Genomic DNA, 13630 nt, shown 5'->3' with positions numbered 1-13630 from the left:
GGCCATGACCCAGCGCGATGTCGCGCGGGCGGCGGGCGTGTCGACGGCGGTCGTCTCGGCGGTCCTGAGCCCCAAGAAGAACTCCTCGATCCGCGTCGCGCCCGAGACCGCCCAGCGCGTGCATGATGCCGTCCAGCGGCTCGGCTATGTGCCGAACCTCGTGGCGCGCTCGCTGGCCGGGGGCGAGCGGCGGCTCCTCGGGGTCTTCACCTACGAGCCGGTGTTTCCCTCGGATCGCGCGAACTTCTTCTACCCCTTCCTCCTCGGCATCGAGCGCGGGGTCGAGCGGGCGGGCTATGACCTCCTTCTCTTCACCTCGCGGGGCGACGAGGCGAAGGGCGACACGGCCGAGGGCCGCAAGATCTATCCCTCCGGCGCCAATCGCCTGCGGCTGGCCGACGGCGCCATCCTCTTCGGGCAGGAGCCCGACAAGAGCGAGCTGACGCGCCTCGTCGCCGAGGAGTTTCCCTTCGTCACCATCGGCCGGCGCGAGATCAGCGCCGGTCAGATCAGCTATATCGCCGCCGATTATGCGAGCGCGACCCGCGACATGGTCGCCCATTGCGCCGGGCTCGGCCATGCGCGCATCGCCTATCTGGGCGAGAAGGACCCGCGCGAGCAGCATCTCGACCGCGAGCATGGCTACTGGGCGGGGCTGGAGGCGGCGGGGCTGGTGCAGCGCCACGACTGGCTCCTGCGCCTCGCGCCCGGGGATCTGGACGCCGCCCGGATGAGCCGCCTGCGCGCCGAGGGCGTCACCGCGATCCTCACCGAAAGCGCCGCCCATGCCGAGGCGGCCGAGGCGGTGCTCAAGGGGCTCGGCCTCAGCGTTCCCAAGGATCTCTCCATCGGGGTGCTCGCCGCTCCGATGGAGGATCGACCCGAGTTCCGTCGCTGGACGCGTATCCGCATCCCGCGCGAGAAGATGGGCGAGGCGGCGGTCGGCGCCCTGCTCGACCTGTTGGCGGGCCGGGCCGCCAGCCCGGTGCAGCGCGTTCTGCCCTGCACCCTGGAGCCGTCCGAGACGGTGCAACCCCCGGCCATCTGAGACACATCTGGGAGGAGACGACATGACTTATCACGGCACGATGATTAAGCGGTTCATCACCGCCGGCGCCTTCGCGGCGCTGTCCACCACGGCGCTCACGGGCATGGCGCAGGCACAGGATCTGCGCATGACCGTCTGGACCGGCAGCGAGGCGCATCTCGACATGCTGAACGGCATTGCCGCCGCCTTCGCCGAGGACCATCCGGGCGTCACGGTCAGCTTCGAGACGGTGCCCTTCGCCGATTACGTGCAGAAGATCACGCTGCAGCTCGCCGGCGGCAATGCGCCCGACATGGGCTGGCTGCTCGAGACCTCGGCCCCCACCTTCGTGCAGGCCGGCGTCCTGGCCGAGATCGGCGAGACGCTCCGCGGCACCGAGGGCTACGATTTCGACGACCTGAGCCAGCCGGCCATGGGCCTCTGGCAAGAGGGCGATGACGTCTACGGCGTGCCTTTCTCCACCTCGCCCTTCATCATCTACTACAACGCGAGCATGTATGACGCGGCCGGCCTCGAGCATCCCGACGTTCTCGCCGCCAATGGCGAATGGACATGGGAAGTGCTGGCCGAGCAGGCCGCGACGCTGACCGACCCGGCCAATGGCGTCTACGGCTTCCAGAGCGTCGATGGCGAGGGCTATGGCAGCCGCGCCATGCATACGCTCATCCCGATCATCCGCGCCTATGGCGGCGACGCCTGGTCGGAGGATGGCACCTGCGGCTTCGCCTCGCCCGAGGCGGTCGAGGCGGCGACGCTCTATCACGACATGATCTACGGCACCGAGGCCGCCGTGCCGCCGGGCGAGCAGGGCGATTTCTTCACCGGCAATGCCGCGCTGACGATGACGCAGATCAGCCGCGTCTCGAAGCTCGACGGCGTGGATTTCGACTGGGGCATCGCTCCCCTGCCCTCCGGGCCCGCCGGTGATGTCGGCGTCGTCGGCCAGGCGGCCGTCGTCGCCTTCGCCAACGCGCCCCATCCCGAGCTCGCGGCGGAGTTTATTGCCTTCATGACCAATGCCGAGAACACGGCGACCATGTCGGCCTTCTTCCCGCCGGCGCGGGCCTCGGTGCTGTCGAGCGACGATTACCTGTCGTCCAACCCCGCCGTCACGCCCGAGCAGATGCAGATCGTCGCGGGCGGCATCGAGACGGGCAAGGTCCTGCCCGACCACCCGGCCTATCCGCAGATCGAGGCGGCGATGCGCCCGGCCTTCGATGCGCTCTGGCAGCCCGATGCCGACCCGCAGGCGGCGATGGACGGTCTCTGCGCCGCGATCGAGCCGCTGCTGTGATGACGGCCGACACGAGCAGACCTGCCGGATGGCTGACGCTGCGGCGCCGCGAGGCGCTGACCGGCTGGCTGTTCGTGTCGCCGCTCACCCTGGGCTTCGCGATCTTCTTCGTCGGGCCTCTGGTGGCCGTCTTCGGCTACTCGCTCACCGAGTGGAACCTCCTCACCCAGCAATCGAGCTGGGTGGGGATGGCGAACTATACCGACGCGCTCACGCGCAATCCCGATTTCTGGAAGGTGCTGAAGAACTCGCTCGTCTTCGCCGCCGGGCTCGTGCCGCTCAACATCGCCATGGCGCTCGGCCTCGCGCTGGCGCTGGCGCGGCCCTTCCGGGGGGCGATCTTCTTTCGCACCGTCTTCTTCGCGCCGATGGTCACCGCCGCCGTCGCCTGGGCGATCGTCTGGCGCTTCCTGCTGCAGGGCGAGTCGGGCGCCGTGAACCAGGCTCTGGCGCTCATCGGCATCGACGGGCCGAACTGGCTGCGCTCGCCCGAATGGGCCATGGCCGCCGTGATCGTCACGCGCGTGCTCAAGACCGTCGGGCTCAACATGATCCTCTTCATCGCCGCGCTGCAGTCGATCCCGCGGGATTATGAAGAGGCGGCCCGGCTCGAGGGCGCCTCTGCCCTGCAGATCTTCCGCCGCATCACCTGGCCGCTCCTCGCGCCGACGACGCTGGTCATCACGGTCATCACCGTGGTCGGCAGCCTCAAGGTCTTCGATCATATCTACCTGATGACGGGCGGCGGCCCCGAGAACGGCACGCTGGTGCTGGCCTATTACATCTACGAGCAGGGCTTCGAGTTCTTCGACGTCGGCTATGCCGCCGCGCTCGCCGTGATCCTCTTCGGGCTCATCCTCGTCCTCACACTGGCGCAATTCGCGCTTCGCGGGCGCTCGGCATGAGGCAGCATTCCCCCCTCGTCCGCGCCTGCTGGTATGTCGGGCTCGCGCTCTTCGCGGTGCCCTTCGTCTTTCCCTTCCTCTGGATGCTCTCCGGCGCGATCAAGGCGCCGGCGGAGATCTTCGACACCGCCCGACTGATCCCGCGCGAGCCGCGCTGGGGCAATTACCTCGAGGTCTTTGCCTACCAACCCTTCGCGCGGCAGTATTTCAATTCGCTCTACATCGCCGTGACGGTCACGGCGCTGACGCTGCTGATCTCCTCCCTCGCCGGCTATGCGCTGGCCCGCATCCGCTTCGCGGGTGCGGCGCTCCTCCTCATCGTGCTCGTCTCGGCGCTGATGATGCCCGAGGAGGTGACGATCATCCCCAACTTCTTCCTGATGCGGGATCTGGGGCTCATGAACACCCATGCGCCACTGATCCTTCTGCCGCTCTTCGGCAGCCAGGGGGTGATGGCGACATTCCTGATGCGCCAGTATTTCACCGCCCTGCCGAAGGAGCTTGAGGAGGCGGGCCGGATGGACGGGCTCTCGCGCCTCGGCATCTTCTGGAAGATCGCCCTGCCGATGTCGAAGCCGGCGCTCGCCGCCGTCGCCATCATCACCTTCCTCTTCTCGTGGAACCTCTTCCTCGAGCCACTAGTGTTCCTCAGCGATCTCAAGCTCTTCACGCTGCCGCTGGCGCTGTCGAACTTCACCGACGCCTACGGCCTGCCGCTGTGGCACCTGCAACTGGCGGCGACCTCGCTCGCCGTGGTGCCGATCCTCGTCGTCTACGTCGCCGCCCAGCGACAGATCGTCGAGAGCTTCGCCCTCTCCGGAGTCAAAGGATAAGACATGAAAGACCTTTCAGCCGACATCGTCATCATCGGCGGTGGCCTGGGCGGCGTGGCCGCTGCCCTCTCCGCCCTCAGGATGGGCCGCTCCGTGATCCTCGCGGAGGAAACCTGCTGGCTGGGCGGGCAGATGACGACGCAGGCCGTGCCGCCAGACGAGAACCCCTGGATCGAGAGAGAGGGCGGCACGCCAAGCTATCTGAAGCTCCGCGAGAGCATCCGCGCCTATTATACGCGGAACTACCCGATGCTGGAGGAGGTGGCCCGCGATCCCAAGCTGAATCCCGGCTCGGGCAATGTCTCGCCGCTCTGCGCCGAGCCCCGCGCCGCCGTCGCCGCGCTCGATGACATGCTCGCGCCCTGGTTCGCCACCGGCCGGCTCACGGTGCTGATGCATACCAAGGCGACGGGCGTCGAGCAGACCGGCGACCGTTTCGATGCGGTCACCGTCGACAGCCGCGACAACGGGCCGCTCGTTTTGCGCGGCCGCTACGTGATCGACGCAACCGAGCTCGGCGACCTTCTGGAGCTCGGCGCGGTCGAGCATGTCATCGGCGCCGAGAGCCGCGACCAGACGGGCGAGCCGGCGGCGCTGGAGGTGGCGAACCCGATGGACCAGCAGGCCCATTCCTGGTGCTTCGCCATGTCCTACCACCCGGACGAGGATCACACGATCGAGCGGCCCGAGACCTATGACTACTGGAAGGACTACAAGCTCGACTTCTGGCCCGGCCCCCAGCTCAGCTTCATCGGCCCCAACCCGGTGACGCTGGAGTCCGACGAGCGGCCGCTCTTCGTCGGCGACAGCGACGCGAAGGCCGCCCCCGACAACTGGCATTACCGCCGCATCTTCTACCGCCGGCACTACCCGGACGGCACCTATCCGTCCGACATCTGCCTCGTGAACTGGCCGCAGATCGACTATTGCGACGGCCCGCTCGTCGGCGTCTCGCCGGAGGAGGCCGCCCGGCATCTCGAAGGGTCGCGGCAGCTCTCGCTGTCGATGCTCTACTGGATGCAGACCGAGGCCCCCCGCCATGACGGCGGCCAGGGCTACCGGGGACTCAAGCCCGCCGGCGCCGCCATGGGCACGCTCGACGGGCTGACGGTCTATCCCTACATCCGCGAGAGCCGCCGGATCAAAGCGCTCTTCACGGTCACCGAGAACCATGTGGGCGTCGAGGCGCGCGAGGGCAAGACGGGGGCGGAGGTCTTCCACGACAGCGTCGGCGTCGGCTCCTACCGGATCGACCTGCACCCCTCGACGGCGCCCCGCAACTATGTCGACATCGCCAACTGGCCGTTCCAGATCCCGCTCGGCGCGCTGATCCCCGAGCGGGTGGAGAACCTGCTGCCCGCCTGCAAGAACATCGGCTCGACCCATATCACCAACGGCTGCTACCGGCTGCATCCGGTGGAGTGGAACATCGGCGAGAGCGTCGGCGCGCTGGCGGCCTATTGCCTGCAGAAGGGCGAGAGCCCCCGCGCCGTGCGCGAGACCCCTGCCCTCCTGGAAGACTTCCAGCGGCTCCTCGCGGGCGATTTCGGCATCCCCCTCGCCTGGTCGAAGGAGGTGGCCGAGACGCCGCGGATGGAACTCTTCGGGCGGGTCGACTGATGGCCGGGCTGACCCTTTCGGGCCTCACCAAGGCCTATGGCAAGGTGGAGGTGATCCGCGGCGTCGATCTGGAGATCGCCGACGGCGAGTTCACCGTCTTCGTCGGCCCCTCGGGCTGCGGCAAGTCCACGCTTCTGCGGATGATCGCGGGGCTGGAGGACATCTCGGGCGGCACGCTCACCATCGGCGACAAGCGCATGAACGACGTGCCGCCGGCCAACCGCGGCGTTGCCATGGTGTTCCAGAGCTACGCGCTCTACCCGCACCTCACCGTCCGCGACAATATCGCCTTCGGCCTGCAGGTCCGCCGCGAGCCCAAGGCCGAGATCGCCCGCAAGGTCGCCGCCGCCGCCGACAGCCTGAAGCTCGAGGCGCTGCTCGACCGCTTCCCGCGCGAGCTCTCGGGCGGGCAGCGCCAGCGCGTCGCCATCGGTCGCGCCATCGTCGGTGCGCCCGGGGTCTTCCTCTTCGACGAGCCGCTCTCCAACCTCGATGCCGAGCTGCGCGTCCACATGCGCACCGAGATCGCGGCCCTGCACCAGCGGCTCGGCAATACGATGGTCTATGTCACGCATGACCAGATCGAGGCGATGACCCTGGCCGACCGCATCGTCGTTCTCCGCGACGGGCGGGTGGAGCAGGTGGGCTCGCCGAAGGAGCTCTACGCCCGCCCCGCCAACCTCTTCGTGGCGCAGTTCATCGGCTCGCCGAAGATGAACGTGATGGACCCGGCACTGCTGCCCGGGACGCCGCTGCCCCGGGGCACCGCCCAACTCGGCATCCGGCCGGAGCATCTGCAGCTTGGCGGCGCGGACCTGCCCGGCACCGTCCGGCTCGTCGAATATGTCGGCAGCGGCTCGATCCTGCATGTCGAGCTGGCCGATGGCACGCTCGCCCTCGCCGAGACCGAGGGGCAGGAGGCGCCGGAACCGGGCTCCGCCGTAACCTTCGGCCTGCGCGAGGCCGATCTGCACGCCTTCGACGAAGCGGGCCAGGCTATCCGGTGACCCGCGCGGCGAAGCGCCCCGCCGCCTCGATCAAAGCGAAGGCGGGGTCGTAGCGGCCGCATTGGTGCAGAAAGCCGTGCGGCACGCCCGGCACCACCTGCCGCTCCACCGGCACGCCGGCGCCTCTGAGGCGCGCCTCGAGCCAAGCGCCGTCATCGCGGAGCACATCGAGCCCCGCATCGCCGACGAAGGCCGGCGGGAGGCCCTTGAAGGCCGGGCCCTCGAGCGGCGCGAAATCGCCATCCGGCCAGCCATCGGCGCCGGAGAGATAAAGATCCCAATAGGTGCGCATCGCCTCGGTCGAGAGGCCGACGCGCCCGTCGCCGAAGGCGCGGTGGCTCTCGGTGTCGAAGACACGCCGGTAGCAGCCGTAGAAGAGGATCATCCCCGCGACCTTCACGCCGAGATCCTTGAGGAGAAGCGCGAGGCCGAGCGCGAGATTGCCGCCGGCGCTGTCGCCGGCGAGCACGAGCGGGCCGGCGGCGGCGAGCTCGACCGCCGGCGCCTCGAGCGCGTCGAGCGCGGCGGGCCAGGGATGTTCGGGCGCCAGCGGGTAGTCCGGCCCGACGAGCGTGAGGCCGGAGGCGCCGGCGAGGTCGGACATGATGGCCCCGTGCGTCTGGCTGTCGCCGACCGTCCAGCCGCCGCCATGCGCATAGAGGATATGCCCCTTCCGCGCGCCCTCGGGCACGAAGGTCGCGCCGCCCGCGTCGCGCGTCACCGAGACCGTCGCGAGCCGCCCCTGCAGGCGCCCCATGACGGCCCGGCGATTGGCGCGGACCTCGCCCAGCCGCGCGGCGTCGAAGGGCATGATCTCGGGCTCCTGCTCCGCTGCGAGGGCGCGATAGGCCGGGTCGATGGTGTCGGTCATGAGGGCGTTCCGGGTGCTGGGAGAGCGGCCCGCCGAGGCGGGCCTTGGGCAAGGGATACGCATCCCCTCCCCCGTCGGCAACACCGACTGGGGGTGGGCCGGAGGGTGCCCTGCCCCGGCCCCCAACGGCAGAAGGCTCCGCAAGGGGCGCCTTCCGGCCTTGCTGCGGGAGCGGCGCGCAGGGTCGCGCCGAGCCGGCCTCAGCGCTTCTGGCTGAGGGCCACCGCGAGGATGATGATGCCGCCGCGGGCGATGAGCTGCTGGCTGAACTCCAGGCCCATGAGGATCAGGCCGTTGTTGATCAGCCCGATCATCAGCGCGCCGACGATGGTGCCGATCACCGTGCCCTTGCCCCCGAAGAGGCTCGTCCCGCCCAGCACCGCCGCGGCGATGACGGAGAGCTCGTCGCCCTCGCCGAGCTGGAAGCGGCCCGATTGCAGCCGGCCGGCATAGAGCATCCCGGCGAGCGAGGCGGCGAGCGAGGACAGGACAAGCACGCGGAACTTCATGCTCTTGGTGTTGATGCCCGAGAAGCGCGCCGCCGTCTCGCCGCCGCCGGTCGCCAGCACGCGGCGGCCGAAGCTCGTGCGCTTGAGCGTGAAATGCCCGATCACCCCGAGGACCAGCATCCAGAAAAGGAGGACGGGGATCCGCCCCACGGCGCCGCCGCCGAAGACCCAGGCATAGCCCTGATGAAGGATCGGCACGGCCGCAGTATCGGAGACCCACATCGCCACGCCCTTGGCGATGCCCATCATGGCGAGCGTCGTGAGGAACGAGGGAATCCCGATCCGCGTCGTCAGCCAACCGTTGAAGACGCCGACGGCCAGCCCGGTCGCGAGCCCGGCCAGAACGCCGGCAACCGGCCCGGCCGCGGCGATGGACAGCGCCACCGTCACACTGGCGAGGCCGGCCACGGCGCCGACCGACAGGTCGATCTCGCCCGCCGAGAGCACGAAGGTCATCGCGATGGCCATCACCGCGATCATCGCCGTCTGGCGGATGATGTTCAGAAGGTTGTTCGGGTTGAGGAAACCGCGGTCATTCAGGGTCACCGCGAAGATGACGAAGATGACGACGAACCCGATGTAGATGATGTTCTGGCGCCAGTCGCCGAGCCAGGCCCGAAGAGCCCCGCCGCCGCCGTCACGTGTCTCAGCTGTCGACATGCTGATTCTCCTCTCCCGCCGCGAGGGCGCCTTGAATCCTGTTCTGGAGCTGCTGTTCCGCCGCCTGGAGCCGGTGCCCCAGATCCGTGCCGGCCAGCGCCGGATCGTCGAAATGCTCCCGCGGATGGACCTCGTGCAGCCGCCCGTCCGCCATGATCGCGATGGTGTCGCAGGCGGTCAGAAGCTCCGAGAGCTCCGACGAGATCATCAGCACGGCCTTGCCCTGCCGGGCGAGATCGCGGACGAGGCGGATGATCTCGGATTTCGAGCCGATATCGATGCCGGCCGTCGGCTCGTCGAGGATCAGGATGTCCGGATCCGTCGCCAGCCACTTCCCGATCACGACCTTCTGCTGGTTGCCGCCCGACAGGGTCGAGACCGCCAGGTCCCGCCCGCCGGTCTTGATGGCCAGCGTCTTGATCTTCTCGTCGGTGATCCGCCGCGCTGCGGCCCGGTCGGTCACGCCGAAGGGCGAGATCCTGTCCAGCACCGCGAGCGTCATGTTCGTCTCGACCGAATGGTCGGGGATGATGCCCTCTGTCGCGCGGGCCTCGGGCACCAGCGCGATGCCGGCGTCGATCGCGTCATGCGGGCTGCGGATCTGCGCCGCCTTGCCATGGACCCTGATGGTCCCCGCCACCGCGGGCTCGAGCCCGGCGATGACCCGCGCGAGCGCGCTGCGGCCGGAGCCGAGGAGCCCGGCGAGGCCGACGACCTCGCCCGCATGGACGGTGAGCGTCACGTCGTTCGGCTTGTGCACACCGCTCAGCCCGTCGAGCTGAAGGAGCGCCTCGCCCCGGCTCGCGTCGCCGCGCTCGACATCCGCGAGCCCGAGCGAGCGGCGCCCGACGATATGCTCGATCATCGTGTCGATGGGCAGATCGGCGATGTCGGCGGTGATGACGTTCTGCCCGTCGCGCAGGATCGTCGCGCGGTCGGCGATGCGGGCGATCTCGTCCATCCTGTGACTGACGTAGATGACGGCCACGCCGCGCTGCACGAGCTTGCGCAGGAAGACGAAGAGCCGCTCCACATCCGAGACCGCGAGCGCCGTCGAGGGCTCGTCGAGGATCAGCACCTTCGCATCCTGGCTGATCGCCTTGACGATCTCGGTGAGCTGCTTCTGCCCGGCCCCGAGGTCTCCCACCAGCCGGCGGGGATCGACGGAGACTTCGAGCATGTCGAAGTGCTCGCACGCCCGCGTCACGGCGGTGCGGTCGTCGATGAATCCGGCGGCCGTCTTCGCCTCGCGGGTCAGGAAGATGTTCTGGGCGACCGTCAGGGTCGGGATCAGGCTCATCTCCTGGTAGTTCATGGCGATGCCGGCCGCGCGCGAGGCCTCGGGCGAGTGGCTGGTCAGGGGCTTGCCGCCCACCTCGATGGTGCCCTCGTCGGGGACATGCACCCCGTTGAGGATCTTCAGGATCGTCGACTTGCCGGCGCCGTTGCCGCCGAGGAGGGCATGAACCTCCCCGGCGCGCACTTCGAGATCGACGCCCTGCAGGGCGCGGACACCGCCGAATCTCTTCGAGATCCCGGTCATCCGCACCGCGATGTCAGACGAGCCGGGCATCAGACCGCCGTCCAGGCGCCCGTCTCGCCCGACCGGATGAGGGCATCGGCCACCCGCTCGATCAGCAGACCGTCGGCGAAACTGGGGCTCGCCGGCTCGCCCGAGGCGATCGCGGCGAAGAAGTCGCGGCATTCGATGATCTTCGTCTCGGAATAGCCAATGCCGAGCGCCGGGATCGGCCAGAGGCCTTCGCCATAGGGATGGGCGGGCCCGGTATAGATGGTGCGGAAGCCGCGCGCATCGCCGGGATCGTCGGCGAAATAGACCTGCAGCTCGTCGCGGCGCTCGTAGTTGAAGTGGATCGAGCCCTTGGTGCCGTGGATCTCGAGCGTGATGAAGTTGTTGCGGCCCCAGCCGTTCCGCGTCGCCTCGAGCGAGCCGATGGCGCCGTTCTCGAACTTCAGGAGCGAGGTGAACTCGTCATCGACATCGACATCGCCGCGCGGGCCGTCCGCCGACTTGTCGGAGGCGCCGAGCTTGTCGACCCCGCCCGATTGCACCGGCCGGGTGGGCACGTAGGTCCGCGTGATCGCGTTCACCTCGGCCACCGGGCCGACCAGGTAATGGGCCATGTCGACGACATGGGTGCCGATATCACCGATGGCGCCGGAGCCGGCAATCTTCTTCTGGAAGCGCCAGGAGAGCGGCCCGTCGGGGTCGGCCGACCAGTCCTGCAGATAGGTGCCGCGGAAGTTCAGGATCTTCCCGATCCGGCCCTCGTCGATGAATTTCTTCGCCAGCGCCACCGCGGGCGTCCGGCGGTAATTGTAGGCGACCATGTTGGTCACGCCGGCCTCGGCCACGGCCTTGGCCATCTCGACGGCCTCTTCCACGGTGCGCGAGAGCGGCTTTTCGCAGATGATGTGCTTGCCGGCCCGGGCCGCCTCGATGGCGATCTCGGCGTGGATGTTGTTCGGCGTGCAGATGTCGACGACGTCGATGTCGTCGCGGTTCACGACGGCCTTCCAGTCGGTCGACGCCTCGTCGAAGCCGAACCGGGCGCGGGCTTCCTCGGCCATCGCCTGATCGACATCGACCACGACCTTGCGGTGCGGAATGGCAGGCGCGGGCCAGAAGAACATCGGCATCGAGGCATAGGCCATGGCATGTGCCTTGCCCATAAAGCCGCCGCCGATCATGGCGACGTTCATCGTCTTGGTCATCTCATGTCTCCTGGACGGGGGGGCCGGGAAAGCCGCGAACGGCCTTCCCGGGTGCTTGGATCGAAGGGGCCGGCCGCGAAGGGGCGGCCGACGGTTCAGTCCATGCTGCTGACGATGTTGTCCGTCGCCGGCGCCGCATAGACCGCCTGCCAGCCGTCGAGCAGCGTGTCGCGCGTCACCGGCAGCGCCGGGAGGGCGACGAAGGCGGGGGCGTCCTTGCCGAGGAGGCCGTAGCCGGCCAGCGTCGCTTCGGTCACGCCCTGGTCATAGGGGCGCTGCGCGCCGAGACCGTAGACATAGCCGCCCTGCGCCATGTTGATCGCCACGTTCTCGCCAAGGTCGATCGTGGTGATGACGAGATCGTCGAGGCCGCTCGCGCGGGCCGCGGCGATGACCCCCTCGGCCGGGACGTCCCAGACCGCCCAGATGCCGTCGAGGCCCGGGTTGGAGGTGAGCATGGCGTTGGCGGCGCGGTCGGCGTCGCCCGAGAAGTCGGGCCCGCCGATGCCCTGCTCGGCGACGATCTCGATCCCGGGATAGTCGCTGGCGATGGTGGCCTTGAAGCCTTCGTAGCGCTGCTGCGTCACGAAGAAATCGGCAGCGTGATAGACGAGGCCGATCTGCCCCTCTTCGTCGAGCGCCTGCGCCATCAGATGGGCGGCGGCGACGCCGTTGCCGTAATTGTCGGCGGAGACGGAGGAGATGTAGTCCTCACCCGCCACGAAGCCGGAGGGCACGTTGTCCATGAAGACGAGGTGGACGCCCGCCTCGGCCGCGGCGCGATAGGCGGCGGCGGTGGCGACCGGATCGGTCGGGATCGAGACGATGATATCGGGCGATTGCGCCATGATGGTCTCGATGTCGGCGACCTGCTTCTCGGCGCGGAAGCCGGCATCGGTGACCGCGATCACCTCGATGCCCATTTCCTCGAAGCGGGTCTGCAGGCCGTTGATCTGGGCCTGGCTCCAGTCGTTGCCGCCGTAGTGCATCACGATGGCGGCCGTGGCGCCCATCTCGCGGATCTGCGCGAGTTCCTCGTCGGTCAGCGTCACGTCGGCGGCGGAGGCCGGCTCTTCGCCGTTCGGCCCCACGGACAGGACGGTGTCCTGCAGCGCCCGAAGCGCCTCGGCCGGATCGGCGAGGGCGGGGGCGGCGGTGAGCGTGGCGGCGGCGAACATCGCGGCCGTGCCCAGAAGGGCTCTGCGGTTGATCATGTGGTTTCCTCCCATTGATCTGGTTTTATCTGTCTTGCGGGTCCCCGCGCTCAGGCGCCCAGGACCGCCCGGCTGCGCCGCGCGCCGTCCGCCGGATCGCTCCAGGCGTCGAGCTCGACGCAGACCCATCCGTCGAAGCCCGTCTCCTTCATCGCCTCGAGGATCGGGCCGGTCGGCACATCCCCCTCGTCGAGCGGCGTGAAGGCGAAGGGCTCGCGCTGCAGCCCCTTGAGGTGCACGTAGGAGATACGGTCCGAATGTTCCCGGATCATGGCGGCCGGATCGCCGCCGGCGGCGGCGAGATGCGCCGTGTCGGGGCAGAAATCGATCCCGGTCAGCCCGAGGATCTTGCGGACCTCCTCCGGCCCCTCGATCATGGTCGAGAGGTGGGGGTGATACTGCGCCGTCAGGCCGCGCTCCTCGGCGAGGGAGGTGATGCGGTCGAGCGTGCTGCCGAGCTTGTGGTAATCGGCCTCGCGCACCCCGTCGAAGCGGCGGGCGCCGCCGCCGACGACCAGATGAACGGCCTCGAGCTCCGCCGCGCGGTCGGCGGCCTTGGTGACCCGGTCGAGCTCTTCGGGCAGCACGTCGTCGAAGATGAAATTGCCGCCCGAATAGACCGCCACGAGCTTCAGCCCGGCATCGGAGAGCATGCGGCGGAAGGCCGGCGCGTCATGGTCGAGGAGGTTGCCGTCGAACAGCTCGACGCCCTCGTAGCCGGCGGCCGCGATGTCGGCCATCGCCCGCTCCATGTCCCCGAAGGTGCGGTAGGTGAGCCGCGTGATCGAGGTCACCCCCTCCGCCTGGCCTCCGAGCGGACCCCAGCAATTGGCGTGATAGGCGAGCTTCCACTGGCTCATCGTCTTCCTCCCGACTGTCCTGCCCCCCTCCTCTGGGCGGCGTGGGACAGACATATTCAGAATCGTTGAGTCA

12 protein-coding genes are annotated in these 13630 nt (G+C 68.9%); 6 read left to right on the top strand and 6 right to left on the bottom strand.

Translation table 11 applies throughout. The features are described from left to right. The first annotated feature begins 4 nt into the window (after positions 1-4). The 6 genes from ACAZ03_RS07465 to ACAZ03_RS07440 are packed head-to-tail and all read left to right on the top strand — an operon-like array spanning position 5 to position 6707. Entirely contained in the window at positions 5-1048 is a 1044-nt protein-coding gene (locus ACAZ03_RS07465; protein WP_373356806.1) for a LacI family DNA-binding transcriptional regulator, read from the top strand. Positions 1049-1070: 22 nt separating this feature from the next. Continuing rightward, positions 1071-2342, top strand: coding sequence for a sugar ABC transporter substrate-binding protein (locus ACAZ03_RS07460; protein ID WP_373356805.1), 1272 nt, complete (start codon positions 1071-1073; stop codon positions 2340-2342). Then, a complete protein-coding gene (locus ACAZ03_RS07455; RefSeq protein ID WP_373356804.1) occupies positions 2342-3247 on the top strand; it encodes a carbohydrate ABC transporter permease in 906 nt (301 codons plus the stop codon). The genes ACAZ03_RS07460 and ACAZ03_RS07455 overlap by 1 nt, the downstream gene beginning before the upstream one ends. Next, on the top strand, positions 3244-4080 hold the full coding sequence (locus ACAZ03_RS07450) for a carbohydrate ABC transporter permease (protein ID WP_373356803.1): 837 nt from the start codon (positions 3244-3246) through the stop codon (positions 4078-4080). The genes ACAZ03_RS07455 and ACAZ03_RS07450 overlap by 4 nt, the downstream gene beginning before the upstream one ends. Positions 4081-4083: 3 nt before the next feature. Continuing rightward, on the top strand, positions 4084-5700 hold the full coding sequence (locus tag ACAZ03_RS07445; RefSeq protein ID WP_373356802.1) for an FAD-dependent oxidoreductase: 1617 nt from the start codon (positions 4084-4086) through the stop codon (positions 5698-5700). Further along, positions 5700-6707, top strand: a complete 1008-nt coding sequence (locus ACAZ03_RS07440) for an ABC transporter ATP-binding protein (protein ID WP_373356801.1) — start codon at positions 5700-5702, stop codon at positions 6705-6707. Before ACAZ03_RS07445 ends, ACAZ03_RS07440 begins: the two co-directional genes overlap by 1 nt. Here the strand turns inward: ACAZ03_RS07440 and ACAZ03_RS07435 are convergent. From ACAZ03_RS07435 to ACAZ03_RS07410, 6 genes are all read right to left on the bottom strand, one after another. Beyond that, positions 6697-7578 (bottom strand): alpha/beta hydrolase, encoded by an 882-nt coding sequence (locus tag ACAZ03_RS07435; protein WP_373356800.1) that lies wholly within the window; start codon positions 7576-7578, stop codon positions 6697-6699. The two genes, ACAZ03_RS07440 and ACAZ03_RS07435, sit on opposite strands and share 11 nt — an antisense overlap. Before the next feature lie 200 nt (positions 7579-7778). Next, the gene (locus ACAZ03_RS07430; RefSeq protein WP_373356799.1) at positions 7779-8747 is read right to left on the bottom strand and encodes an ABC transporter permease; all 969 of its coding nucleotides are present in this window, start codon (positions 8745-8747) and stop codon (positions 7779-7781) included. Beyond that, positions 8734-10320: a sugar ABC transporter ATP-binding protein gene (locus ACAZ03_RS07425; protein ID WP_373356798.1), complete on the bottom strand. Its 1587-nt coding sequence runs from the start codon at positions 10318-10320 to the stop codon at positions 8734-8736. Before ACAZ03_RS07425 ends, ACAZ03_RS07430 begins: the two co-directional genes overlap by 14 nt. Beyond that, on the bottom strand, positions 10320-11483 hold the full coding sequence (locus tag ACAZ03_RS07420; protein ID WP_373356796.1) for a Gfo/Idh/MocA family protein: 1164 nt from the start codon (positions 11481-11483) through the stop codon (positions 10320-10322). The genes ACAZ03_RS07425 and ACAZ03_RS07420 overlap by 1 nt, the downstream gene beginning before the upstream one ends. Positions 11484-11578: 95 nt before the next feature. Further along, a complete protein-coding gene (locus ACAZ03_RS07415; protein WP_373356795.1) occupies positions 11579-12697 on the bottom strand; it encodes a substrate-binding domain-containing protein in 1119 nt (372 codons plus the stop codon). Between the two features lie 50 nt (positions 12698-12747). Continuing rightward, the gene (locus ACAZ03_RS07410; protein WP_373356794.1) at positions 12748-13557 is read right to left on the bottom strand and encodes a sugar phosphate isomerase/epimerase family protein; all 810 of its coding nucleotides are present in this window, start codon (positions 13555-13557) and stop codon (positions 12748-12750) included. Positions 13558-13630: the final 73 nt, after the last annotated feature.

The organism is Pseudoroseicyclus sp. CXY001 (assembly GCF_041714655.1).
GTDB lineage: Bacteria > Pseudomonadota > Alphaproteobacteria > Rhodobacterales > Rhodobacteraceae > Pseudoroseicyclus_A.
Note: the sequence above shows the minus strand (reverse complement) of the source record. Positions and strands in the feature narration are given on the sequence as shown.